Consider the following 26527-nt stretch of genomic DNA (forward strand, 5'->3'; position numbering starts at 1 on the left):
GGAAATAATGAAGTGTAAAAGATTATAGTATAATATTCACATGTTAGATAATACTAATATGAATAATTTAGTGTTCCTATTTGTCGTTAGATTCCGTTCAGGGGCGAGCTACTGCCACCCTGAAGGGGGATGTACTCTGAAATTCATTACGCGCGTACAATTGTAACACTCTCGAAGCGACTGGCGTATCGACTCGACAGTTGACCTCAATATTCAAGCGTTCGTGCTTGAATGTTGCTTGAATCTCGACTCCAATGGTGCAATGAGAGATAGCGAAGTGAGGGAAGAATCAGTGGCCGCGCTGGACAGCAACCGGATTAGAGATACTGTTTCAGGGACATCTAGTGAGTGACACCACCAGACCCTTACCAGTTGTTCAAGCACCATCCGCTTCAATATTCAACCAAAACAACGATGGGCTGTGCCTTCTCAGTACAAGTAACTAGAGGTGAACTTTGTGATACGGATGAATACTTTGATAATGAATGATCTAGCTATTACCGTTGACGGACAACTTTCTCAAAGGACGATCGAACCTTACAGACAGACAGCGTGCCACAGCGGCACTAGGAGAGACAGACAATGACGGCAACCGAGCTGTCGACCGCACGTGAGGAGGCCCTCGATTCCGCGCAAGGGTGGCTGATCGTCGGACTCGGCATCTGTATCCTCACAACGATCTGGGGGGCTGTCTTCACCTTCACCGTCTACGCCGACCGCCTCGCCGCGACCTTCGGTCTCTCTGCATTGCAGGCCTCGTCGATCTTTTCAATCACGACTGCATTCTTCCTCATGGTTGGTGGGCTTTTTGGCGTGTTCGCCGCCCGGTTCCCCCTTCGTCCTGTTCTCGCAACGGCTGGCGTCGGTCTCGCTGTTGCCACCGCCCTCCTTCAGATCGTCAACTCGTACGTCGGCGTCATTGTCGCGTTCGCACTCCTTGGTACGGCGGGGGGTACGGCGTTCACGATCGTTATTTCGCTCGTGCCACAGTGGTTCGACGCCTATCAAGGGCTTGCGACGAGTCTCACGATGACGGGAATCGGTTTCGGTCCGCTCGTATTGCCGTTTGCATGGCTTTGGCTGTTGGACCGGACCGGTCTCCGTACCGCCTTCGCTGTCGTCATCGGCGTGGCCGCCGTTCTCGTATTCGTATCAAGCATCGTCTACCATCGACCGTCTGGTGGCTCGCAGAACGCAACCACGGTCGACACGGCGTGGCTCCACGCGAGGATCGGTGACGCACGGTTTCTGTGCACGGCGATCGGGTTTGCCCTTGCGTTTGGCTGGTACTACGTTCTTTCGTCCCATCTCACTGGGATTCTCACGGCGAATGGTATCGATGTCGAGATCGCTGCCGCTGGGCTCAGCATCATCGGCGGGATCAGTGTTTTCACCCGCGTTGGGGGTGGGGTCATCGGAGATCGGGTCGGTCAGCGTAAGACCTTTGTAGCAAGTGGAGTACTCGCCAGTGTCTGTGCGTTCGTGTTCCCATTTGCTCACTCAAACCTTTTCATCTACATCGTTCTCTTTGGATTTGGTATTGCTCTTGGTCCTCTCGCTTCGCTCTGGTCACCGATCGTCCTCACCCGCTTTGGCTCTGAGAATGCAACCGCGACGGTTGGCTTGATCAACATTGCCACGGCCGGTTCCGCGTTCCTTGTACCGCTCACGGCAAGCGCGCTCCATCGCGTAGTCGGCGGCTCCGTTTTTCCTTTCATCACGCTGGGTGTCCTCACTGTTCTCGGGGCAGCTCTCTTTCGCTGGGGCACGGCCCCCCAGAGTGGCGATTCAGAGCAAACTCTGGGATCTCTTACTTCAGGAACTGCTAAGTAGGTAGTTACAGACGCTGCCCGTTGTCTGTCGCTATCTCTGCTGAAGTCTTCGAGGGTGTAGGGCTAGCCAATGCGATGATTGAATATCGGTTTTCTGGTCGAATCGACCACGACACGGGCACAACTGCCGCAGTCAGGCAACCGCTGACGATTGGCCCTACAGTAAATCATTCGTCCCCGTACCCTCCAGGAAGCATCCATGCTGGGAGGATCGACACGGCGATTTCTCCAAGAGTAATCAGCGATGGGAGGTACGGAAAGAGCGGTGCCAGAAGGGCCATCAGGATGAATTCTGCGACGCCCGCTCTGATACCGGAATTGAAAGCCTCTCTTATTCCCAACTTCAGTGAATACGCTGTAGTGATGGTAATGAAAATGGTTGCATAGAGCGCAAACTCGGCAGGAGAATCTGCTCGTCGACTTATACCGCTGACGCTGCTGGCTGGTCAGCGAACATCGGATGGATGCTAATCAAGGCCGGCTGTACGAAATGTTCGAACATCAGTATGCCAAGCCACCCGAGCGCGATCAGGCTGAGCCCAGCAACTACTTTTTTCACTCCTGTAATAGCATATTTTATCGCGCTGTTGAGACACTGCCAGAGATACTGGAGGAGGGGACCAACCAAGTACACATTTCACCGACACGGTGGATCTTCAGCTTCATTGCCCAACATGATATCTTTTGATCACAATATTATAGATGTGTCGTTCTTCACAAACGAGGATAGTTATGCGGTCGTAGTGGGAAAATCAGCGACTGAAACCGGAGTTGAATCGCTATCTTTGCACCACTTAATATATTTTACCTGCTATGAATTGTGTGTCTTTCACGGTGACGTGGTTCAGGGCATCGACGGCTGTGTCATTTCTCAACGTCACTTGATCCCGAAGCCATCTTCGCGCATGGCTTTGAATGCATCATCTGTGTTTTTCAGTCCAGCTTTGATGAGATACTCACGCACATCGATATCATACACGGCGTCGTTCTTGAATTCGCGTTTTGCTTCTTGCTCAAAGTCTTCGATGCTCCATCGGACATCGTCGCGGACTTTCACACTGAGCTGTTCGCGGTCATCACTGGGGCTGTTGCGACGAAGGGCGTACGGAAGGTTATCGGGAGTGAGAGATGGTTTATTGTCCTGCTCTGCATCATGTGTTTGTGATGCCGAATCACCGGTTCTGTCCGTGGTTGTGTCTTCACTTTCGGTGTTGCGTTCACCGAGTCCATCATCAGCTGATTCGATACTGTAACGATCGTTCTTGCCCATGATCAGTTCGCCCCCACAGCTATTCGCTCTTCATAGCCAGGATATTCGCTGACGATTGCGTTCCACTGATCGATGACATCAGTATCATCGTAGCCGTCGGCCGGCGTCCACTCTTCTTCGATCAGTTGTGCTAATCGATCGATTTTGACGAGTAGGTCCACTTCATAATCGTACATCGGTCGGCACTCACTGTGTATGAACTCTGATTCATTCATCTGATTGTACGTGAAGAGATCAACACGTTCTCTCCACGCGTATTTCAGCACATCTCTATTTCTGAATGAGAATGGTGTGAGAAGGGCACCGTCGTCTGTGAGCTCATCCCGAATCGCATCGTAAATGTTCGAATCGCCGATGAGGTTTGGGATAACACTAAGGATGTTGATATTGATATCGATACCGGCCTCTTCGAGACCGTCTTCCATGGAGTCAAGTGTCCGCTCCAATCCTCGAATGTTGTCGATACCTTTTTGGGAGAGTTCCACTGGCGCGAGTACGTTCCGCGCAGCAAACAGTGCGTTGTCTAATGGCAATGAGAGTGTCGCAGGTGGATCGATAATAAAATAGTCATAGTCATCAGTTAGTTTCTCAATCTGATTACGAAGCAATGATTGTGGCATTTGAATACTGCGGTCGACAGCCGTCATTTGTTCGAGATTGGCTAGTGATTCGTGACCCGGAACGAAGTCGAAGCCAGGCCCTTCGTAGATGCAGTTCGTTATTTCCTCATCACCTGTGAGACAGTTGACGATGTTGGCGTCGTCCTGCGTTTTGAGGTTCTTCCATTCTCCTCCGCCGATATGTGATGTGAGTGATCCGTTTTGGGGATCACAATCAATAGCAAGGACATCATTTCCCCGGCGAGCCAATGCTGCTGATAGATTGGTTGCAATGAATGTTTTCCCCTCACCGCCAGATTCGCTAGTCATGGTTACAGCCCGGACCATATGACGTGGGTGGATATGCATCCACATATAATTGCGTCAGACGTTGGTTGCTACTGAACAATAAAGAAATAAATATGTGTACGAGTGATCCAGCGAACATTCTGAGTTAGGTATATCTCAGGATATACAGCTGTATATGAGGGTATCTACATAGGTACATAGTCAGATATCTGTACAGATATCTATTAGGGAATTCGTATAGGTTGGAGTATATATCTACATAATTGTACTTTCAGACAACTTCTTGTTTGTGTGAATTGAGATCTCCACACATATGGATAGTTTGAAATAGCATGACACAGGGGACTGAGAATCTCATGGAGTTTCTCTGTGAGAAGATATCACTGTGCTTCTTCAGTGAGCTATCCCACCCTGCCGCTCGTCTGCAGACTCGCGGTCGAGAATACCATCGGAAATCGATGGTTCTGGTAACGGGATCGTGAAAATTGTAGAGCGATCTACTGGATACAAAAGATCTCTATCCTCTCCTGATTCCCTACTCAGATTCCGCGACTCATATGCAAACTACGGGCTCTGGTTGCCCATGTGTCGGACGTTCGATTCAATTCGAAACTACTGTTGTTGAATAATGGGTTATGTCAAGCTCACCGCTCGACTGACCAGTAAATCACAATTGTTGATTCGTCTTCGAAACTAATATGCCTTTCACTTATTGATGCATTATTGATGTCATTTCTTACACCGAGTAGCAACCGTCGCTATCTCGTCGAATCCATCTTCCTCCTCATGGCGGCGACAATACTCGTGGGTACCGGCTTGGAGCACTTTTCCGAATTGTCCTCTGGACTACCGCAGAGTGATGCAACAGTTATCGTCAAAGAGGCCCGGCGGTTAGCTAGTGATTGGACAACTCTCGGGACAACGTGGGACCCACTGTTGCGCTATGTCGGACTGGCGACGGTGTACACGGCCCTCGGCCATGCTACTTCTCATACAGCCGTGGTGTACACCATCCTTATCCTTTATGTAGTGATTCCAGTAGCAATATACGGGTTCGCGAGCGTGATCAGCGGACCGATGGCTGGAGCTATCGCGGTCGTTTTTGTGACTGTATCGATCCAATTTGCCATCCCATTATACGGCTATGCCACCGAAATGTGGCAATATCCGTTCGTGCTGCCATTCATCCTCACCGCATTCATCACTACCCATCTTGCGCTTTGTGATCGGTCGGATCGGTTTCGGTGGCCAGTAGTGACAGGAGCGCTTCTCGGCGTAGCGGGCTTACAACAGTTTTCGCTCACCGCGTACGCTGTGGCTACGATCTTTCTCACATACGGACTGCAACGACGGTTCAAACAGTTGACCGTGACGGCGGGCGTCGGTGGACTGTTTCTTCTGGGGTTAGTGTTCCAACCAGGAGATATCGTTACACATCTGTTTTGGTACAGCGACCGGCACGGACAGTTAACATGGACCGGGCTCGAAACTGACCCGGCAGAGATCTGGGCGACTATCTCTGGACAGCGCCACGCACTCATTATCGGCTGGTACAGTTTCGTATTGACAGCGTGGCACAACCGGGGATTCGCGGAGGTCAATCCAATACTCAAAACTGGTGTGATTTTGTGTGCCCTGTGTTGGATGACCCGGTTCGATAGCGCCGCCTACTACGCTGAGAGTTCGCTGATGATCGCAACCCCGCTGCTTGCGACGGCGTCCGGTGAGATCTTTACCCGACAGCTATCCAACCTACATTGAGAAGGAATATTCATATTAATCTCAATTAATATTAAATACTGTTCTCTATAATGCATGCCTATATATGATAGTCGCTCATCGTGTCGTGCATACATGAGCACAGAAGGAACTCTCAAAACCAAAATCGACGACGTGCTGTCGCTCAGTCCCGAGCTCACCGAGGGCGACGGCCTCATCAAGGGTCAAATTCGTCTCTACGATGTTGACAGTAATACCGATACCCTAGAATCCAACCCAGAGCGATTCTTCAATCGGACGCTCTTGACTGGGGGACTGGGGGACTCCCTGAAGCGACTCCGTGACACACGTCACGGCAAGGACAACAACCGCCTCCACGAGCTGTACGGTCCCTATGGGACCGGGAAGTCCCATCAGATGGTGGCGTTGTACCACTGCTTCAATTCGCCCGATGTGGTGGGCGATTGGGCCGCTGATCGCATTGAGGGACTCGGAGATGCGCTTCCCGATGACGCCCTCCCGGTCGTCGTCTCCCTCCAAAAAGAGCAGTACGAGTATCTCTGGGAACCGCTGTTCGAACAGTTGGATTACGAATCGGACGAACAAGAGTACGACGAGGATGGAGGGTACCCGACGATCGATGTCATTCAGGACGCGGTCGGTGATCGCACTGTTGCGTTCTTCATGGACGAACTCGAAGACTGGTTCGGGTCGCTCAGCGGACGACGAAAGGACGCGAACCGCGGATTTCTACAAGCGCTTTTCGAGACAACCTCTCGCCCGGACACGGAGTTATTCGCGTTTGTCTCCGTGCTCCGTGAAGGATCAGATGTCCACGACATCCTGTCCCGGGAACCCGAACGCGTACAAGTTAATATGTCCAACCAAGTCGACATTCAGGATGTTCTCCGTCACCGACTCGTCGACTCCATTGACGATCGCTCAGCGATGCGCACGCTCGTCGATCAGTACATCGAAGCCTACGCGGACACGGACTACGTTGACCTTCCTGACGGTCTCCGCGAGGAGATGTACGACACCTACCCGTTTCACCCGATTCTCATCGATTCGCTGAAAACCCGCTACTTCGCGGAGACCGAGTCGGGTGCGACCCGAGGAATGCTCTATCTCTTCGCGAAGGTGCTCTTCGATCAGCACCAGAACACCGATCTCATCACCCACGGCACAGTCGACGCCGTCGAGTACAACGACGAACTCACCCGCATCAACGTCGAACATTCCCGGCCGAACCGGTGTTACGACGACAGTCAAGAGCGCCTCGCCGGCGCAAACATCGTTTACGGCCGATCCATCCTCAGTACCGTTCTCATCTACTCGCTCACTCCCGGTCTCGCAGAAGGGGCAACTACTTCTGACATCGTTGTCGGGACCTATCACGCCGGCGACCGCATTAACGACATCATCGTTGACCTCGAACGTCTTCAGGGCGAGGTATACCACCTCTGGCGCTCTGACGACCGCTACGTTATCCGCGAAGATGAAAATCCGCGATCGCTCGTGAAGAACGCCGCCCGCGATGTCGATGACGGAGACGCGATAGAACGAATCGGTGACACTGTCGAAACGTTGTTTGGTTCGGGGGCGCATACGGTCGGTTTCAACGCCACCGATGAACTCGAACGCGTTCCTGATACCCAAAATATCAAAACAGTCGTGAAGAACAGTCCGTGGGACGCGGACGCTGTCAGTGAGATCATCAAGAACCAGCCCACTGGTCGGCAGTGGCGGAACACGCTCGCATTTGTGCAGCCGAAAAGCGGTAAGACGATCTCTCCTACCGCCCAGCAAGAGAAATTCCTCGGGAAGGCAAAGGAGGTCATCGGAGCAGAGATCCGAAAAGAAGACGAAAACTTGGCCGAGGAAATTCGTGAGAAGATCACTACGCTCCACGATGAGTACGAGGATGACCTCTTCGAACGTCTAAAAAGTGCTTACGGGGAAATCATCGACGGCGACGACCTTCTCAACGAGTTCGACTATGCGGCCGAGATGTCACTGGAGAACTTCGTCGGCACCCAGCCCGTCCTGAACGCCAGCAACATCGCTGCGGCGGCGGAAGCTGATCCCTTTGATCTCCAGCGCCACGTCTGGGATATCGTCCGCGAGCGCCTCGACAGTCGCTCCGAGACGACTATCAATGCTATCTACGAGCGGTTCTTGATGGACCCGACGTGTCCTATTCCAGGGAATGTCAAGGAAGTCGTCGACGCCGTCGAGAACGGGCTTGAGGACAAACCGATCTTGGCTTACGACAATAACGGCTTCACGGACGAACTCCGTGGTCTGAATCAGGACACGGTGCTCGTCTTGGAGAGCGACGTTGAGAAGTGGTCGATCGAAAACGTCGAATCGGAACTCCGGGGTCGATTCGGCAGTGGAACGAAGGAAGTCGATCTCGGGTCGTTCAACCTTGATCTTCGCAAGCGGACCGATGTGTGGATCTACGATCAAGACCCAGACGACGCCATCAAGATGGCTGCTGGGCGACTGACGACTGACGATCAGTACGTCCTCACCAGCGGCAATGAAATCCTCGACAAAGTGCGTTTAGGCACGATACTCCGCGATGTCACGGACGCCGAGACGATCGGTCCAAGCGAGGTTCGTACCCGCATTGAGGAGTCGGTTGATGCCGCTGGTGCGGCCGACACCAGCCAAGTGCTCACGACGATTCGCGAGGACGCCGAGGTGTATCTCTCACAGGATAGTACCGAATCTGCGTTCCGCAGCGCAGTGAGTACGCTTCTCTCCGAAGGGTACAAACTCAAAACCGGAGGCGACTACGTCAGCAGCTTCGGGAATCGTGATCCGACATCTGTCGTCGTCGCCCCGATGGTTTCCAACGACATCGGCAAGCGGATCCTGCACTACATCAGCGATCTCAGTGAGGAAGACACGTTCAAAGTAGAACGGATCCAGAAAGAGTGTGCTGCGGGCCAGCCCGAAGCTGCAGTCAAGCACTTCCTGCTCGCCAACCTCGGAACGGAAGAGCCCCACTACGTCGTCGGCGCGACGGGATCGGAGGATCCCACGGACTGGTTCTCTGGCGCTGGCTTCCGTATCCCGCCAGAAACAGGTTGGACCTTCGAATATCAGGGTGACAGCCCCGCCGAGATGCGCCAAAAGTGGCACGAATCACACGAATCGGGCACCGTCGCCTACGGCTCGCTCTCGTTCAACGCCGACGGCGAGGACGCGGCACCGAGCGGACTCCAAGGCGTCGCCGCGTTCCAGCAGGCACACACGGATCTGCAACTCGAACTCGAACAATCTCACGAGACCACAGCGAACATTTTGGAGAACGTCCCCGAATCTGCCACAAACATCGACATCACTATCCAGTTCAAGTCACCTTTCCCAGCCTAAAGAGCGGTTTGTCGATTGACTCGTTAGTCAACGATCCAAGTGCGGTCAAAACCAACACCACAGATCAGGGCCATCTGGATCTCTCTGGTTTCGGTGAGGGAACTTTGGGAGATACCACCACCGAGGACTCTCAACTCATCGAGGCTGTCAGTCTCAGTTCCTGTCGGACGATTCGCCCTGACAGACTCGCTGACGGACAGCGACTATCGCTATCCACCGTGGATTTCGAAAGGCGATATCGAAATCGACGACGCGACGTTCAGTCCGTACTACGACCGGACAGCTGTCTGTGTGTTCGTTCGAATCGATATCGAGACGGTCAGCGAGTACCAGACGCAGTTCTTAGAAGCGGTGACGGTCGACACCAAGTCAAAGGATCGAATTCCCGGTGTGACAGAAATACTCGTTGATGAATTGTTCAGCCCAACGACGGATTGGCGTGGCGGCGTAACTGAAGGGGGTGGCACGGGTGATGAGACGATCGCTTCCGATACGCTGACTGACGCTATCGTTGCTGGACAGAAAGCAGCGACGAAGGACGTACAGGAGAAAATCGATGAGATCCGTCGGTCGGCGTCCCGCGCTGCTGATTCAGAATTTCAAGAACACCGGCAGCTTCAGGAACAACGAATTAACGACTACCACAACGAGTTAGCGTCACTTTCGAACCGTCTTCAGAACGCTTCGACGGATATTGACGGCGCAAACTCCCAGCAACAACGAGTTGAGGCGCTTGAGAAGCGCCAAGAACTCAAAACCAAGAAAGAAGGTCTCCAAGCGGAATTGGAGGAACTTCTGCACGAAAAAGAGCAAGGATATACACAGAAGCGACGGGACATCTATCGACGACACGCGATAGAAGTGAACACCCAACCCATTACGTTCACGATCGTAACGTACGAGCGCGGGGAAATCGAATTCTCTGTGGGCACTGGCGATCGAACTGCTGTCGTCCGGACACCGTACGCGATCGGTGCTGGCGTAACCAACGAAGTCCAGTGTGATAATTGTCACACGCAACTCTCGACAGAGAACCCGATCAGCATGCGTGCTGGGAGGCTTGGCTGTCAGAACTGTCTGTAATTTCGTTGAACATTGGTTCTCCGGTAGTCGGCGTGCGATGCGTCCCTTCTCCGAGTCTCATCAGTGAACGACCCTTCCTTACTTGCTCCTTGAGGACGGGGACTCAGCGCCTATATCCAGCTAAATCCCGATGGATAACTGATTTATTGTTCAGTCACACGCTCAGCGTGGAGTAATCCAACTAACCCGAGGATAATCACCGTGTACGCAGCAGCGGCGAACAACGCATTTTGTGTTGTCGCATATGCCCCGGTGCGGAAAATGATGGATTTTCGAACCATTGCTATAACGCCGGCATAAATGACAAGCCGAACGATTTCGCGCGTTTCGCTGCCTTTCATGTAGGCGATGACGGTCTGATACACTTCAATGATGACCAGTAGTAATAGGCCAATATCGAGAAATCCGATCACAACCAACGGCTTCGCAATCCGGCCCGTGAGTGTTGCTTGTATGATCTGACGGGCGAGATCAAAGACGCCGATCGCAAAGAGGGTAGCAAAGACGATTGCTGCCGCTACCTCTGTTATGTGCACGAACTGCTCCGTCCAGAGGATCGTCCTGCCCGAAATATGCGATACCCGCGACTTGACCTCCGTGGCGGTAATGTCCCCGCCGTGAGAATCCGACTCGTCGTCAGTCATTGGTTAACGCTGAGGAGGCTACACATAGGGACCTACCCAGGAAATATTTTCGCATATCATAGATAAAAATCAATATAAGAAATTAATAATATAGATAATATAAATTAAATTATTATACTTAGAATAATTGTTAACATCTACTATGCAGCTTGAATCATTCGATTCCTCGTCACACAGTGTCGCTGGACGCGGGTGGCTTGGGGATGTCACTCTGAGACTGTGTGACCGACCGCGTCGGCTGTCCGGATCGCGTCGGCGACTGCTGCTGGAGTGATTGCAAACGGCTCGTTGTGTATCGTCTCTTCCTCAGCACACGCGGCTTTGGCGACCTGGCCGAGTTGTTCATCGCTTGGATCATCGAGACCAATCTCCCCGAGAGTCACTGGAAGTCCGGCTGTCTGGGAAAACGTGATGATTTCCTCGATGAATGCATTGGATCGTCCCTCCAGTACGAGTTGCGCGATCGTCCCGATATTGACCTTTTCACCGTGAGACGCGTCGTGTGTTTCCTCTAACTGCGTCAGTCCATTGTGGATCGAGTGGGCTGCCGCGAGACCGCCATTCTCGAAGCCCAGTCCACTCAGCAGCGTGTTTGCTTCTGTGACTGCCTCAACACTCTCAGTGACTGCGTTCTGTTCGACGGCTTGGATCGCTGCGTGAGCGTGCTCACGTATCGTCTCGTAGCACAGCTCTGATAACGTGTGACCGGCTCTCGTTGGTCTCCCACCAAAGAAATTCTGTCCGTTGGTGGCTTGGTAGGCGGCATCGGCTTCGAACCACGTCGCCAGTGCGTCACCCACACCGGAAACGAAAAAGTGAGTTGGAGCCGCTGCGATCAGTTCGGTGTCAACTAGTACAAGCTCTGGATGCGATTCGTGAAACTGGTATTCTTCGAATTCTCCTTGCTCCGAGTAGATGACTGACAGACTGCTTGTTGGGGCGTCCGTTGAGGCGACCGTCGGCATCGACACTGTCGCTAGCTCCGCCGCGTCAGCAACGCTCTTTGCGGTGTCGATCGCTTTCCCGCCGCCGGCGCCGACAACAGTATCGACACCCTGGGTGGTTGCCTCGTCGGTGATTCGCTCAATTTCGGTTGTCGATACTTCCCCCTTAAACGTGACTGACGTTGCGTCGATTCCACGGCTTTCGAAGGACTCCGTCACTGTTCCCGCAACGAGATCGAGGACGATCTCGTCGGCAATGAGGAGCGCCGAGTCACCCAACTGTTCGGCGTGGTCTCCGATGTTGGCTGTGACGCCACGGCCCTGCACGTAGTTCGGTGCTGTGCTGAATATTTTGGTCGCCATGCCACCTGTGTATTGAATCCCTGTTTACTTAGCGTCGACGCAGATGGCGATATGAAAAAAATTGAGTTGATCGATGACGGTGGCTGCACCGGCGGAGAAACGAAGATTGTGCTCGTGCCATACTCTGCATAGGGAGTAACTTTTCTGGAGCATGACAGTGTCTTCATGAATGAATAGGCGACTACACGACGAAGGATTCAACATGCGTGGGATTTGTCGCCGTATACCACCTCGCGCGTTACTAGCCCCCTTCGACGCTGACCAGAGAGTGCATTAGCGAAGCATTTAAATGGTAGTATGCCTTACCTAATGTTAGGTTCAGTGGCTCCCGGGTTTTTTCGGATCCTCCCGTCCGGCAGCCGCAGCCCTCCACCCTGCCTTGTTCGCAGGTGATATTCCCATGCCAGAAGCACACATTCGAACCAACGACGAACAGAGCCAAGCAACGACTTCGAAAACAGAGGACACGGAACACGAAGAGACTGTCTGCCCCGAGTGTGGCGGGTCGCTGATTACTGATGAAGTCCACGGCGAAACCGTTTGTGAGGCGTGTGGACTCGTTGTTGAGGATGAGAGCATCGACCATGGTCCTGAGTGGCGTGCATTCAACTCGCAGGAAAAAGACGAGAAGAGTCGCGTCGGCGCACCAACGACGAACCTCATGCATGATAAGGGGTTGTCGACGAACATCGGCTGGCAGGACAAGGACGCCTACGGCAACTCGCTGAACGCGAGTCAGCGCCAGAAGATGCAGCGCCTACGCACATGGAACGAACGCTTTCGCACCCGTGACTCTCAAGAGCGCAATCTCAAGCAGGCACTCGGTGAGATTGAGCGTATGGGCAGTGCGCTCGGACTCTCAGAAAGCGTTCGTGAGACCGCGTCAGTGATCTACCGCCGTGCACTCAATGAGGACCTCCTCCCTGGGCGGTCGATCGAGGGTGTCGCCTCGGCTGCGATATACGGTGCAGCCAGACAAGCAGGAACGCCCCGAAGCATCGACACGGTCGTGAACGTCAGCCGAATCGACGAAATGGAGTTCAAGCGGACCTACCGCTATATCGTTCGCGAACTTGAACTTGAGATTGAGCCTGCGGATCCGGAGAGCTACGTCGCCCGGTTCGCCTCGGAGCTTGATCTCTCGGACGAGGCCGAGCGCCGTGCTCACGAGTTGCTCGAAACCGGTAAAGAGCAGCTTGTCCACATCGGTAAGAGTCCCGTCGGACTGGCGGCTGCTGCGGTGTATGCTGCGCCGCTGCTCACCAACGAGCAGATCACTCAAAGCGAGGTCAGCGAGGTAGCCGACATCAGTGAAGTGACCATCCGAAACCGATACCAAGAACTGCTTGACGCTGAGGGACAAACGCAAGCACCGTAACAACACGTTCAGTTCCCTGTCTGACCGTCATGTGTGCCTTGTACCGATCGTTTACCGTTTTTCGTGTGGTTTGCAGTTCCTGCATCAATCAGCACGAGGGAAACGCTCCGCTTTGAACTGCCATCTTCCGTTATAGATCGAATTTCTCTGCTGCAGTCTTCATATCCTTGTCGCCCCGTCCAGAGAGGTTCACAACAATCGTTTCGTACTCGCTTGTCTCTGCGATCTGGCGCGCCCGAGCGATCGCGTGGCTCGATTCCAGAGCTGGGACGATCCCTTCGGTCTCGCTGAGCTCTTTGAACGCAGCGAGGGCTTCTTCGTCGGTAACGGCTGTGTAATCAGCCCGTCCCATCGAGCGGAACATAGCGTGTTCAGGACCGACACCGGGGTAGTCAAGCCCCGCAGAAACGGAGTGAACTTCGACATCGTCGTCGATCGTTCGGGTTTTCATCCCGTGAATCACGTCGTCTTTCCCACTCGCAAGAGGGGCTGCGTGGCGCTTTGATGAAGAGCCCTCGCCACCGCCTTCGGCCCCATAGAGGTCGACATCGTCGTCACGGAACGCATCGAACAGTCCAATGGCGTTCGATCCACCACCGACGCAGGCCACTGCCGCGTCCGGGAGCTCTCCCGTCTTTGTGAGGATCTGTTCACGAGCCTCTCGACCGATGACGGACTGAAAGTCTCGAACCATGCGAGGGAATGGATCGGGACCAACAACCGATCCGACGAGATAATGGGTGGTGTCGATGTTCTGGGCCAGATCTTCAAGCGCGACATCAACCGCATCAGCGAGACCTTCCCCACCTTGGGTGACCTCGTTAACCGTCGCGCCCATGAGACGCATCCGGAAGACGTTCATTTTCTGCCGCTCAACGTCTTTCTTCCCCATGTATATCTCCGTATCTATGTTGAGCAAGGCCCCGACCATCGCTGTCGCCGTCCCGTGCTGGCCAGCGCCCGTTTCGGCAATGAGCCGCTCCTTTCCCGCTTTCTTTGCGAGTAATCCTTGACCAAGCGTGTTGTTGATCTTGTGAGCGCCACCGTGGAGTAAGTCTTCGTGCTTGAGGTAGATATCAGCGCCATACCGATCACTGAGATTCTCAGCGAAGTACAGCGGCGTCGGTCGACCTGCGTATTCTTCAAGAAGGGTACGGTATTCATCCCGAAACGCGTCCGTTTGGCTGATCTCGTCGTAGTCGTTCGCCAATTGTTCGAGTGCGCCCTTCAGGGCCTCAGGAACGTGACGCCCACCATACCCCGCAAACTCACCAGGAGAACCTGTCATAACTGTTGAATTAGTTGCTCCAGCACGACATAAATCTGTCTTATGATATCGCTGCTTTCCCATCTCTAAGACGAGATAAACGGACCTTGACGCCGTCGTCAGTCGTGAGTGTATCCAGATCCGTGCTTGGTCGCGCTGTGTCCAACGGTGGTTTGAACCCCGTTGATTACCGCTATGGGAAGGCTTTGGCTTCCGTGGCGATCTGGACGAAAGCCTTCTTCACCGGAGCAGTCCCTTGTCCTGTACTGACTAGATGGAATATGTGAGCACCGTGCGTCACGAACTGAGCGCATTGTGGGCGGGGGGCAAAGGGAAAGCGCTGGCCGTGATCGCACTCGGATGGGGCGTACTGAACGGGACGCGAATGATCTATCCAGTCTTGCTTCCGTCTCTCAGTACGGAGTTCAATCTCACCCACACCACCGCCGGACTGTTAGTAACTCTCATTTGGGTGGGCTACGCGATCGGTCAGTTCCCCAGTGGTGTCCTTGCCGATCGATACGGGGAACGCCAACTGTTGACGGCGAGCGTAACGACTGTCGCGTGCGCGTTGGTCGTAGTTGTTCTTGCCGCAACGCCAGCAGCATTGTTCGCTGCAACTGGATTCGTTGGGCTCGGGCTCTCCTTGTATCCAGTCGCACGGATCACGCTCCTGTCGGATCTGTATCCCGACCGGATCGGGCGTGTCTTGGGTGTGACCATGGCGACCGGTGATACTGGCCAGACGCTTCTTCCACTGAGTGCGGGCGTACTGGTGGTGATTGCGTGGCAGGTTGGACTCGTCTTCGTCGTTCCTCTGCTTGTTATACTCGCGGTCGCTCTTCAAGTGTTTCTGCCAGTGAACACTGCGACTGATAACACGTCTGATCTGTCGATACGACAACTAAAACGCGTCATGGGGGAATTGCGACAGCCAACACTCGTGCGTATGGGTGTCATTCTGCTATCGTATATCGGCGTTTTACAGACGTTCTCGGCGTTCTATCCCACGTATTTGATCAACAGCAAGGGGTTCTCCCCAACAGTTGCGAGCGGGCTATTCAGCCTGTTTTTCGCTGTCGGTATCGTCGCCAAACCCCTTGCCGGTGTGGCCTACGACACCGTTGGGATTCGTCGGTCACTGCCCATCGTACTCAGCGGAGCGGTCATTGGATTTGCGCTCCTCCCACTGCTTGATGGGTTCTGGCTACTCACCGCTGACACAGTTCTCATCAGTACCATGCTTGGCTCGGGAGCGATCACCCAATCGTACCTCTCGGAGACGATCCCGAGTGAGATAGAAGGGACTGGACTGGGGGTTATACGATCGATTGCCTCGATGTTAGGTGCCACGGGTCCGGTCCTCTTCGGTACGATAGCCGATCGTGGCTTCTTCGACGCTGGATACCTCCTGTTAGCGGTGCTCGTTGGAGCCATCACCCTCCTCGCGCTTCGGCTACCCAAGAAATCGGGATGAGTATATTCATCGAATCGTTTTCATTCCAAGTCATTCAGGGCCAAGAGTGCGTTAAACACCGGAAAATAGACGAGATGAATCCGACAGCGTATTCTCCCGAATTCGGAGGACCGTTCCTTTGTCTGGCTCTGGATTTGAGTTCTGTATTACCATGTGGCACTGCGCGCTAAGACGAACACTAGCAACGCCGCAAACAGCGTGCCGAGAATCGCCTCAATCCCGGATAAGAGCTGTGCCCAGTAGCCGACTGGTTTGATATCTCCATAGCCAAGCGTAGAAAAGGTGACTACACTGAAATAGATGCTTTGAAGCAAAACTTCTGTGGTCCATGATAACGGAGCGGTCTGTATGCGCTCGAACGTATACGTGGTCGGTCCTCCGTCACCTGTTATCCGAACCCCTCCAGCCAATGGATATAGAACACCACACGATAATATCAACATTATAGATACTGTGAGAATCCGGTAAGGGCTCGTTCCATACAACATTACCCATCGTGAAAGTTCATATTTGATTGCATTACCATACTCCCCTTTTTGCCATGCCAGACGGCGGCGTGCATCCTTCTCTTGTCGATAGCTGTGCCGATTCAGCGTTGGAAGTGAGTTATCACGATAAATCTCCTGAAGTTCCCGATACACCCATGCAGCGGCTTGAAGCGGGTGGGTTTCGTACAGGGTTTCTGGTGTCACCTCCGTTTCATACACTGAATATTCTCCGAAATCGGTCTCTCTATTCACATACACATCTGAAAATATTGCCCCATTCAGACGTGTTTCGACGAGTGTTGCACTTCGGAGGTCCGTCTCCGACATAATCGTTCCTTCGAGGTCGCTACCACTGAAATCAGCATATATTGCGTTTGTATATTTAAACTTCGAGAATCGTAACTGTGCCCCCGAGAAGTCCGTCGCCCTGACATCTGCACGAGTAAAGTCGACATTGGCCAATGATACGTCTCTGAACCAATCGATATTTCTAAGTTTTGCTCCTTTGAGGTAGGCTCCATCAAGATGTTCTCCGGGATTCGGTTTCAGTTCTTTGAGATCGGTGGCTGATTTTCCTGCCTCTCTCACGTGCCAAACACAACGATTGTGGTCCTTCCAGACTGGCCTATAACAAGTTATTTGTGGTATGTTTTCATGTATTAATGTAACATCGGGATTATATCCACACCGGTCACACAGTGAATCACTGGACATCATTTACCACGCATCGATTCTCGCTTTAGATATTTTAACCTCCTCTTGTGAAAAATTAGTTTACAAATTATAACTTCGTATTAAGAAAGGTGTAAAATTACTAATATATTATTTTGTGGCTGATGGGGTTCTGTTGCTCTCCTGTTAGAGAAGCATCGTTCATCACTGGTGTCTACTGATGGACCGATGAGAAGTACCTGTCACTGTAATAATATCTACAGCTGTGTAGTGGCATTTCGAAGGTGGAAATCATCGATTTGGTCGTGGATAGCTAGCAAATAATTTACAGGGATCAACGGCGTAACTCATGGACTGATCAATGGAATGCTCACTACATGTGACGTAGGCGGTTGTTGGTTCGTAGATCGATGCAAACGGAATCCGGAATCATCGAGTCGATTAAGAACTGATTCAGGAGTTCGTCATTCAAAAAGAGCGTCAGAATTCCAAGGCATGAACGAAGGCTGATCAAACGTCGATACAATAATCCAGCCGAGTGGGCCCACGAAGTAGGTTCACGCAGCGTCGAGATGGCCTTGATGAGCTACAGACAGTGTGATGCGATGAGCTATACCTCACTGGAGATCAGGTATCCACCGCGAAACGAATCTTGAAACTATTATTTTATCTATAGAAACCAATAATAGAAATATACTACTAGTATTAAGGTTTAATAGTGATTAGAAATCATAAGTGGTATGGGTGAAGCAGAAGAGCAAAAGCAACTAAGACAGCCTCAACTAGGCAGGGAGCCACAAGCGGTTCTAACGCTCGGCTGCAAACCCAGAGGACACACAGCAGACCGTGAATCAACACCATCAGCCACTGCTATCGATACACAACTCTTGCGCCGGAAGTTGTGGACGAACTGGACGAAATTACGAGATGTAATTTCCAGCTCCGAGGATATTCGAAAATCGAGACGGCTGCAGAAACTCGAACGCCACAAACACCAGATTCATCCTGATCACAGGTGGGTGGATTACGTTGCCAGCGGTTGCACGAGCAACTTCGATACGGCTGTCAGCGTCGATGCCCGGTCAGCTACGGAAATGTGGCTGTTGAAACAACTCCGTCAATTAGTGGGGCGGGAGTAACGATATGCAACACCTGAGGATGCCAATGATACAACGATGAACGATACACCCAAGCGACGAACGGTTCTGAAGAGTATTGCCAGCACAGGTATCGCGACAGTTGGTTTCATTTCGACACTGACCGATCCTTCGAGAGCGGATTCTACTGGCGACATTCCGTCACACTATCTCGATCAATACCGCCGAACAGGGGATAACTGGGGATTTGACTGGACGTATCTAGCCGGGGTCGGGTGGGTTGAAACCCACCACGGTCAGTATGTGGACGGTTGTGCTGAATCCTCAGCGGGCGCACGCGGACCAATGCAGTTCATGCCGGCGACGTGGGATGCGTACGGTGTTGACGGGGACGGCGACGGAGACACGGACATCTGTGATTATCGAGACGCGATTCCGAGCGCGGCTAACTACCTCACTGCGTCGGGCGCGCCCGATAACTGGGACGACGCATTGTACGCTTACAATCACAGTTGGAACTATGTCAACCACGTCAAAGACACCGCAGCCGTCTACCGCGACCGCTACGGTAGCGGCGGTGGTGGCGGATTCAACGACGGCGATCAAGTTGAGCCGACAACAGGACTGAACACGCGTCACCGTCCGGGCGTCGACTCAGAGATCCTCGCCACGATGGAGCCGGGAACCGTCGGTGAGATCATGAACGGGCCTGAGAACAAGGACGGCTACACGTGGTGGGGCGTTCACTGGCTGGACGACGACATCTGGGGCTGGTCGGTCGAACGCTACCTTACCCGCGCATAGTTGACGCACAGAATGAGAACCGATCAGAAATAGATCCAACGCAAAAAACGATGACACGCAGATTCACACGACGGAAGCTACTCAGTACCGCGGCGACAGCGCTAGCAGCCCCAACAATCTTGAGCGGTTCAGCCAGCGCCTTCGCAATGGATGACCGCGTCGAACCGACAACAGGACTAAATACACGCCATCGCCCGGGCGTCGACTCAGAGATCCTCGCCACGATGGAGCCGGGAACCGTCGGTGAGATCATGAACGGGCCCGAGAACAAGGACGGCTACACGTGGTGGGGCATTCACTGGTTGGAGGATAATATTTGGGGTTGGTCGGTCGAACGCTATCTTACACCGGCCGGCGGTGGCGGCAGTGGGGCGGATTTCACGTGGCCGATCACCGGGTATATCACCTCTCCGTATGGTGCTCGTCCCGGTCACTACGCGGTCGACTTCGGCAACGATGGCATCATTGGAACGCCGATCTACGCCGCGCGGGACGGCGTTGTAGACATCAGAAGTTTCGAATCGGGAGGCTGCGGCAACTATCTTAAGATCGGCCACGAAAACGGCTATCAGACGATGTACTGCCACCTAAACAGCTTCGACGTTTCACAAGGACAGAACGTTTCAAGGGGGCAGAAGATCGGGGGAATGGGCGATACAGGCAATTCGACCGGTCCGCATCTGCACTTTACCATCGAGCAAAATCAGACACATCGATCGATTCCGGGTAGCGACGGCCAGAACGTCACTGCAGGCGAAGCGATTCCAAAGGACTACAGCGGAATCTAACTCACTGCGACCACTTACTTGGACTGCCCTGAGAACTGTGTCACTGTGGGGGTTGGTGGGGTGTACGTTTCGGGTTCCAAACGCCCGTGGATACGATTGCGTGTGACCGCTTATCGGGCTAATCGGCTTTGATTAACGTTCTGACAACTGCTTGCGTTCCTTCTTGTAATTGATTTGTGTGGTAAATGAGATTGCTTCTTCGCACCACTTGATCGCTGTCTGGGTAGCAGACGCTCTCTGTTTGATTGTGTAGGTTGTACAAACACCAACTAGCCCGTCGAATCTCAGGAGTTTTGCTGTGTGACTAGTAGGGGGAGTTTCCCCCCTACGGCGCATCACTCGGTAGTGTCAGCCACCACAACGACCGTCACCTGTCCGGTGAACACATCGTCAGGGCCAGGGTGCCCCTCTTTCCAGGCAAAATCAGCAGTCACTCTGACTGTGGCCGATTGGTGTCTCGTGTCATCGATCGACGTATCAGCCATTACTTTGTTGATAGTATACGTGTCCCCACCGTCGTAGTGGAGATCGAATCCCGCGAGCGAGCTGAAAACAGCATCATCCTTGATGTACCCATCGAATTCAACCTGTTTGGTGTCTTTATACTTCTCCTTTTTCGAATTGATATCGAATTTTACTTCTTTTGCCTCCAAGGTCATAGTATAATGCAAATATAGATTGGATGTATGCATATAAAATAATTTTGGTAAATATTAGATTATATATTATTATGGAATATGCAAATGTGGCGTCATACAGAGTGAAATATATAAAAGCGCTACGTCGGGTGCCAAGCACCACCAAGCCACTTCTTAAACGCGAGAGTGTGCTCGCTTGTTAGACTACTTCAACGTATAAACTGACGGCTAGTGGTAAAAGTGAGACATCTGCTCGTGACAGCAGTTCGTCATTTATCCAAGATCTGAGGAGGTGAGAACGGTGCCGACGTAGCCTCAGTGGAATCGATGAACGGCGGTGAATCCCTAGAGGTTGTCTCATACCCAAATAGACCACAAACAGTGATTCTTAGGTGGACTCTCGTCGATGGGAGGTCGTGATCGCTGGCGTGAACGACAGCCGACTACAGTTGGTGGTAGGCTGGATGTTTGTAATTGACGACACGAAACAGGGCGCAGGATCTCCTTGGAGACCTCTCATCCGACACCTCACCTACAAGGGCAGTGCATTGTAGTCACTGGCACAATATTCACCTGAATGGGTATCGTCATATGGTTTGTCTTGGTTAACAGTTTATGACCGACAATACCGACGACCGTTTTCTTGCGACTGAATCATTGCATGCTGGTCAGGAACCAGACTCCGCTACCGGTGCTCGCGCACCGCCGATTTATCAGACTACTTCATATGTCTTCGATGATGCCGACGATGCCGCTGCCCAGTTCGCCCTTGAAGAACCGGGCTACATCTACTCTCGGTTGATGAATCCGACTCTTGAAACACTCCAAGAACGCCTTGCGACGCTCGAAGGGGGTGTCGGAGCGGCCGTTACTGCGTCTGGAATGGCCGCTCTCGATCTCACGACGTTTTTGCTCGCAGCAGCAGGAGACAACATCGTTACCGGGTCCTCCCTGTATGGGGGCACGTACACCTACTTCACCCACTCAGTCGAGCGCCGAGGGATTACTACTCGGTTCGTTGATCCGGAAGATCCTGAGGCATTTGTAGAAGCCATCGATGAGGATACTGCGTACGTTCATTTCGAGACCATCGGCAATCCAGCACTCGACACACCGGATATCCAGCGAATCGCTGATATCGCTCACGACCATGGGGTACCGTTGTTCGTCGATAATACGTTCGCAACACCGGCACTCTGCCGTCCCATCGAACACGGTGCCGATCTTGTCTGGAATTCGACAACAAAGTGGCTTCACGGCTCTGGGACGACCGTCGGTGGCGTCGTCGTGGACGGTGGAACGTTCCCGTGGGCGGAGCACGCCGAGAAATATCCTGAGATTGCTCAGGACAATCCCGCCTATCACGGTGTCAATTTCGCAGAGACGTTCGGTGAAGCGGCGTTCACGTACGCCGCAATCGCTCGTGGCATGCGCGATTTAGGTAACCAACAAGCACCGTTCGACGCGTGGCAGACGCTGCAGGGAGTGGAAACGCTCCCTCTCCGGATGGAACGTCACTCTACAAATGCGATGGCAGTGGCAGAGCACCTCCAAGCCCATGACGATATCTCGTGGGTGAACTATCCCGGACTACCCTCGCATCCGACACACGAAACGGCGAGTGAGTATCTGGACGGCGGCTACGGCGGTATGATTACCTTTGGCGTCGACGGTGGCTATGATGCTGCTCGAACGGTCGTTGAGTCAACGGAACTTGCGAGTTTGCTCGCCAATGTCGGTGACGCGAAGACCCTCATTATTCATCCGGCCAGCACTACCCATCAACAACTTACTGAGGCTGAACGAGCGGCCTCCGGCGTCAGGGATGATCTCGTTCGTCTCTCAGTGGGGATCGAAGATCCTGCCCGTATTGTCGCAGATCTAGAGCGTGCAATCGATGCTGCACGCTCTGGGAACTGATTAGTTAACTAGCATCTCGGGACGGATCTTGGAGGGTTCACTCAAAGAATCACCCAGTATTGACACCGGAGATGATACAGCCGCGGTCGATGAGCATTAGAAGGGCGATGATCAAGGGTTGTATGTCCTGCAAAATACCCTTTCGTGAGCAAACAGTTGCTGGAGAACGCATTGTTCCCAGAAACGTCAGTGGCGCTTGCACTCACTTGCTCAGTGAGCCGCCCTCTCCGGAACGAGTAGAAAATCAGAGTGACCCGTCAACCGAAACAGATGTACTGCTCGATTTATTTGATATTCATATACATACTGAACTATGGAGAGAAGATTCATTCGTTCGGTTACCGAGAGACTGGTCGTTGAATCACACACTATGAGAAGGTGTTCATAGATGTCTTCCACTCCAACCGATGATTCGGGCAGCACGTCCAGCACAGCACTGTTCGTTGGCATAGGGTTTGTGTTGCTTCTTAGTGGGGGTATCTGGTTCATCCGTCCTTGGCTCCACGGAATCGTGTACTGGGTGTATACGACGCCTCTCCTCTGGCTCGGTATCCCCATCTGTCTCGGATTCGGAGTGACTATCAGAGCCAAGATCGGGAGCGGATCGACATCATCGATAGTTGTTATTTGCATCATCGGTCTCTTCGCTCTGTCCACCGTTTCTGGTACGTTCGCCGCCAATACTCTCGGGCAAGCGACGATGGCCGACAGTCAATCGATAGATCAACTCCACAACACGGATCCGACCCAGCCCCGTATCCTCCCCGAAAGTGTCGCCGGTCGCTATGCTTCGAACACGCTGAACTTTCCCAAATATCAGACCTCCAATGGAGACATTACCATCCACAACGGAACACCCCACTGGTCGTATGCACTCTCGCCGGATGGGACCTGGAATCAGCTAGCGAGGCAGCAACACGGGACCGTCATGATCGATATGACCAGCCAGAACGCAACAGTGTCGACGACTACGGGAGATCTCAAGAACGGCATCGGGACGGCCTTCTACAACAATTATCGATGGCATCTTCTCAAACACGAGCAATACCTCGCTGATTATGCAGATCCGTTCATGGTCCTTCACGAGAACCACCAGTACATCGCTGTTCCGTATACGAAACCCCAGTTCCACTGGACACCTCTGCCGCATACGACACCCAAGTGGGGTGGCGTGATGCTCGTTAATGAGACAGGCGAGTCCACCGATCTCTCGCCAGAGGAGGCTCGTAACCATCCAGCACTGAAAGATCAAAAACTCTACCCGTTCGAGCTGACTCGTGAACGGGTTACAGCAACGAAGTACCGCAATGGCATCTCCAACACCTACACCTCACACGAGGAGGAGATCGAACTCGCCCCTGTCCCTGGGGATGGAAACGACCAACCGTTCCTCATGTCAACGACCGACGGGCCGATCTACGCAGTGGCTGCTGAACCCTACGGTGACGCCCAAGGACTTACCGAGATTTGGCTCGTTGATGCCCGCACGGGCCAGCCGCACCGATATACGCCGGACGAATCGCTGTTTGGACCACGGAAGGCGACCGATTATGTCCGCCAAGCCGCCCGAAAGACAGACTGGGATCGGTTCACGCCGTCTGAACCACTCCCTGTCGTCATCGACGAACAACTCTACTGGCAGGTTCGGGTCGTCCCAACTGATAACAGCGGACTTGCCTACATCGCGTTTGTCAATGCTGAGACGAGTGACGTGCAGGAGGTCGAATCGACTGCTGCAGTGACGAACTTCCTCGAAAACACCGATGTCCCAGCGAACCAAACGAGAGAACAGAATAACGCAGAGTCGACTGCTCCCCCATCGATGATCGTCAAGCGTGTTGCACCAAACGGAACGGTTGTCGGAACCATGACCATCCACGACAACGAATCCGTTCAAATCGTCCAAAACAATACGACCTCGAACTGACCGGCTGACAGCGAACGATTGTCGCCAAACTTCACTCAGTTCAACCGCAATCTAATAGTGCCCGTTCGAACCACGCCACGGCGAGGTCGGCAACTTCCTCAAGTTCGCCCGGCCCTTCGAAGAGGTGGCCAGCATCCTCGATCACTTCAAGTTCTTTCGTGCACGTGAGTTCGGTCAATCCCTCGCGGTTGAGGTCGAGGACGTCTGTATCTGCACCACCAACGATGAACAGCGTAGCAGCCTTCACCGCTGGCAGTTGTTCCGATGCGAGGTCTACCCGCCCCCCGCGCGACACAACGGCACCGATGTCATCACCGCGACGAGCTGCTGCCCGCAGTGCGGCCGCTGCACCCGTGCTTGATCCGAAGTAACCAAGATTCATCGCTCGTGTTTCCTCGCGCTGACGAAGCCACTCCGTCGTTGCAAGCAGCCTCGTGGTCAAGCGATCAATATCGAAGCGGGTCTCGTACGTCCGGTCTTCTTTCTCGGTGAGCAGGTCGAACAGCAACGTACCCAGGTCATGCGTTTCGAGCATCTCCGCGACGAACTTGTTGCGCGGACTTTTCCGACTGCTGCCGCTCCCGTGGGCGAATACGACGAGACCGGTCGCGCTATCTGTAAGGGTGAGTTCACCTTCGAGTTCGATCCCATCGACTGGGATCGTTACGAGATCGTCGGTCTGGTCTGCCATGGGTAAACAGACAGCATCGCTACCCGTTAATATTCCTCATGCTGGAACGGAATCATCATTTGATACACACCTGATTCGACCGCAGGATGGTTTTAGTCCCAGAGAATGCCCGAACCTGTGTCTGGCTTTGTGGAATATGACCACACCGCAAACGGCGTCTCGTCAAACGATTCGACGAACGCAATGGTCTCATCCTCTCCGTGGCCGCGGTTACGAAGTCATCAACAGGTAAACCACAGCATCAAGAGACCGCCGTCCGTAAACGTCCCATGGACGAATTACAGCACTGCTCATCGGGATCTCGTTGGACCGTGGTCGTGACTGTTGCAGTTCTCTTGTTGATTGGATCAGTGATCCCATTGCCGCTCCCCCGGTATTCAGAATTCGGACGACTCGGACCGGACAAGTTTCTTCACTTTGTCGGCCACGTCGGTCTTGCAACGACACTTGTGAACGCGCTTGAAACCGAACGACACGGCGAGCGTACTGCAGTACTTCTTGCAATCACCGGCTCAACCACCTACGGTATTATTACTAACTCAATACAACAATGGGTTCCAAAGCGAAGCCCCGAACACGCCGACATGATCGCTGGTTTCCTCGGATCTGTTGTCGGAGCCGTTGCTGGTAATACGTGGAACAACTCGTACAATCCATAGTTTGGACAGCAAGTAACGAACGGCGATTCGTAACGGTCCTTGAGAACGGAAAAAAGTGCTGTTCTTCGTGAACGTTCGCTTGCCCTGACACCGAACGCTGGGAACGACATAGATCTCGGAGAACGGATTGTGGTGGCAGGAGCGTTCACCGGCGAAGGTCTTCCTAGCGCTGTTCGAATTCCTCTTGAAAGAGTTCTTCTTCACCTATCTTTAAACAGCGAGAGAATCCCGCCGTTCACGGCGGGCGTGAATCGCGTAAGCTTCATTCCACAAACCACGTCGAAAGCCGTCTGAATACCCCACGGAGTAACGTTTAATACAATTGGTCCCCTTGAATACGATGAGGCCAAATGAAGTACAACCTCCAAACCGGGTCGCACACGGTCTACGCACTCCAATATCACTTTGTGACCGTCACGAAGTACCGCGCAACCGTTCTCACCGACGACATTTGCGAACGTATCGGTGAGATAGCGAACGACCTCTCGGAGGACTTCGGCGTCTCGATACAGAGCGTCAACGGCGGGCAAGACCACGTTCACGTTCTGTTCACCGCGAAGCCGACGACCGA

The 26527-nt window shown here is 53.1% G+C and carries 21 protein-coding genes; 13 read left to right on the plus strand and 8 right to left on the minus strand.

What is annotated here, in order from left to right; translation table 11 throughout:
- Positions 1–582 precede the first annotated feature (582 nt).
- Together EIK79_RS13135 and EIK79_RS18500 are read left to right on the plus strand one after the other, a co-directional pair.
- The gene (locus tag EIK79_RS13135) at positions 583–1833 is read left to right on the plus strand and encodes an MFS transporter (protein ID WP_124955563.1); all 1251 of its coding nucleotides are present in this window, start codon (positions 583–585) and stop codon (positions 1831–1833) included.
- Positions 1834–1853: 20 nt separating this feature from the next.
- On the plus strand, positions 1854–2219 hold the full coding sequence (locus EIK79_RS18500; RefSeq protein ID WP_124955564.1) for a hypothetical protein: 366 nt from the start codon (positions 1854–1856) through the stop codon (positions 2217–2219).
- A gap of 490 nt (positions 2220–2709) precedes the next feature.
- Here the strand turns inward: EIK79_RS18500 and EIK79_RS13145 are convergent, their stop codons facing one another.
- Entirely contained in the window at positions 2710–3102 is a 393-nt protein-coding gene (locus EIK79_RS13145; protein ID WP_124955565.1) for a hypothetical protein, read from the minus strand.
- A gap of 2 nt (positions 3103–3104) precedes the next feature.
- Positions 3105–4031 carry a ParA family protein gene (locus EIK79_RS13150; protein WP_233738154.1) on the minus strand — a complete coding sequence of 309 codons (927 nt, stop codon included), beginning with the start codon at positions 4029–4031 and terminating at the stop codon, positions 3105–3107.
- A 705-nt stretch (positions 4032–4736) separates the two neighbouring features.
- Between EIK79_RS13150 and EIK79_RS13155 the strand changes: the two genes are divergently transcribed.
- The 3 genes from EIK79_RS13155 to EIK79_RS13170 all read left to right on the plus strand — a co-directional run bounded on the left by EIK79_RS13155 (position 4737) and on the right by EIK79_RS13170 (position 10199).
- Positions 4737–5771 (plus strand): hypothetical protein, encoded by a 1035-nt coding sequence (locus tag EIK79_RS13155; RefSeq protein WP_124955567.1) that lies wholly within the window; start codon positions 4737–4739, stop codon positions 5769–5771.
- A 93-nt stretch (positions 5772–5864) separates the two neighbouring features.
- Entirely contained in the window at positions 5865–9116 is a 3252-nt protein-coding gene (locus tag EIK79_RS13165; protein WP_185715634.1) for a DUF499 domain-containing protein, read from the plus strand.
- Between the two features lie 93 nt (positions 9117–9209).
- Entirely contained in the window at positions 9210–10199 is a 990-nt protein-coding gene (locus EIK79_RS13170; protein ID WP_221621753.1) for a hypothetical protein, read from the plus strand.
- A 143-nt stretch (positions 10200–10342) separates the two neighbouring features.
- Here the strand turns inward: EIK79_RS13170 and EIK79_RS13175 are convergent, their stop codons facing one another.
- Positions 10343–10843, minus strand: coding sequence for a phosphate-starvation-inducible PsiE family protein (locus tag EIK79_RS13175; RefSeq protein ID WP_124955569.1), 501 nt, complete (start codon positions 10841–10843; stop codon positions 10343–10345).
- 206 nt (positions 10844–11049) lie between these two features.
- Positions 11050–12150, minus strand: a complete 1101-nt coding sequence (locus EIK79_RS13180) for a glycerol dehydrogenase (protein ID WP_124955570.1) — start codon at positions 12148–12150, stop codon at positions 11050–11052.
- Between the two features lie 400 nt (positions 12151–12550).
- On the opposite strand from EIK79_RS13180, the gene EIK79_RS13185 reads away from it, so the two are divergent.
- Positions 12551–13528 carry a transcription initiation factor IIB gene (locus tag EIK79_RS13185; protein ID WP_124955571.1) on the plus strand — a complete coding sequence of 326 codons (978 nt, stop codon included), beginning with the start codon at positions 12551–12553 and terminating at the stop codon, positions 13526–13528.
- Positions 13529–13658: 130 nt separating this feature from the next.
- On the opposite strand, the gene trpB is transcribed toward EIK79_RS13185, so the two are convergent.
- The gene (gene trpB, locus EIK79_RS13190; RefSeq protein ID WP_124955572.1) at positions 13659–14816 is read right to left on the minus strand and encodes a tryptophan synthase subunit beta; all 1158 of its coding nucleotides are present in this window, start codon (positions 14814–14816) and stop codon (positions 13659–13661) included.
- 253 nt (positions 14817–15069) lie between these two features.
- On the opposite strand from trpB, the gene EIK79_RS13195 reads away from it, so the two are divergent.
- Entirely contained in the window at positions 15070–16272 is a 1203-nt protein-coding gene (locus EIK79_RS13195; protein WP_185715635.1) for an MFS transporter, read from the plus strand.
- Between the two features lie 146 nt (positions 16273–16418).
- Here EIK79_RS13195 and EIK79_RS13200 read toward each other — a convergent pair whose 3' ends face one another.
- On the minus strand, positions 16419–17348 hold the full coding sequence (locus EIK79_RS13200; RefSeq protein ID WP_185715636.1) for a pentapeptide repeat-containing protein: 930 nt from the start codon (positions 17346–17348) through the stop codon (positions 16419–16421).
- 1259 nt (positions 17349–18607) lie between these two features.
- On the opposite strand from EIK79_RS13200, the gene EIK79_RS13205 reads away from it, so the two are divergent.
- Positions 18608–19333 carry a lytic transglycosylase domain-containing protein gene (locus EIK79_RS13205; protein WP_124955574.1) on the plus strand — a complete coding sequence of 242 codons (726 nt, stop codon included), beginning with the start codon at positions 18608–18610 and terminating at the stop codon, positions 19331–19333.
- Between the two features lie 50 nt (positions 19334–19383).
- A complete protein-coding gene (locus tag EIK79_RS13210) occupies positions 19384–20121 on the plus strand; it encodes a M23 family metallopeptidase (protein WP_124955575.1) in 738 nt (245 codons plus the stop codon).
- A gap of 335 nt (positions 20122–20456) precedes the next feature.
- Here the strand turns inward: EIK79_RS13210 and EIK79_RS13215 are convergent, their stop codons facing one another.
- The gene (locus tag EIK79_RS13215; protein ID WP_124955576.1) at positions 20457–20780 is read right to left on the minus strand and encodes a hypothetical protein; all 324 of its coding nucleotides are present in this window, start codon (positions 20778–20780) and stop codon (positions 20457–20459) included.
- Positions 20781–21374: 594 nt separating this feature from the next.
- Between EIK79_RS13215 and EIK79_RS13220 the strand changes: the two genes are divergently transcribed.
- Positions 21375–22679 carry an O-acetylhomoserine aminocarboxypropyltransferase/cysteine synthase family protein gene (locus EIK79_RS13220; protein ID WP_124955577.1) on the plus strand — a complete coding sequence of 435 codons (1305 nt, stop codon included), beginning with the start codon at positions 21375–21377 and terminating at the stop codon, positions 22677–22679.
- A 388-nt stretch (positions 22680–23067) separates the two neighbouring features.
- The gene (locus tag EIK79_RS13225) at positions 23068–24606 is read left to right on the plus strand and encodes a VanZ family protein (protein WP_124955578.1); all 1539 of its coding nucleotides are present in this window, start codon (positions 23068–23070) and stop codon (positions 24604–24606) included.
- A 40-nt stretch (positions 24607–24646) separates the two neighbouring features.
- On the opposite strand, the gene EIK79_RS13230 is transcribed toward EIK79_RS13225, so the two are convergent.
- Positions 24647–25297, minus strand: a complete 651-nt coding sequence (locus EIK79_RS13230; protein WP_124955579.1) for a dienelactone hydrolase family protein — start codon at positions 25295–25297, stop codon at positions 24647–24649.
- Between the two features lie 269 nt (positions 25298–25566).
- On the opposite strand from EIK79_RS13230, the gene EIK79_RS13235 reads away from it, so the two are divergent.
- Together EIK79_RS13235 and tnpA are read left to right on the plus strand one after the other, a co-directional pair.
- On the plus strand, positions 25567–25956 hold the full coding sequence (locus tag EIK79_RS13235; protein WP_124955580.1) for a VanZ family protein: 390 nt from the start codon (positions 25567–25569) through the stop codon (positions 25954–25956).
- Between the two features lie 350 nt (positions 25957–26306).
- The coding region (gene tnpA / locus EIK79_RS13240) for an IS200/IS605 family transposase (RefSeq protein WP_124955581.1) at positions 26307–26527 on the plus strand (221 nt) is incomplete at its 3' end.

Source organism: Halocatena pleomorpha (assembly GCF_003862495.1).
GTDB lineage: Archaea > Halobacteriota > Halobacteria > Halobacteriales > Haloarculaceae > Halocatena > Halocatena pleomorpha.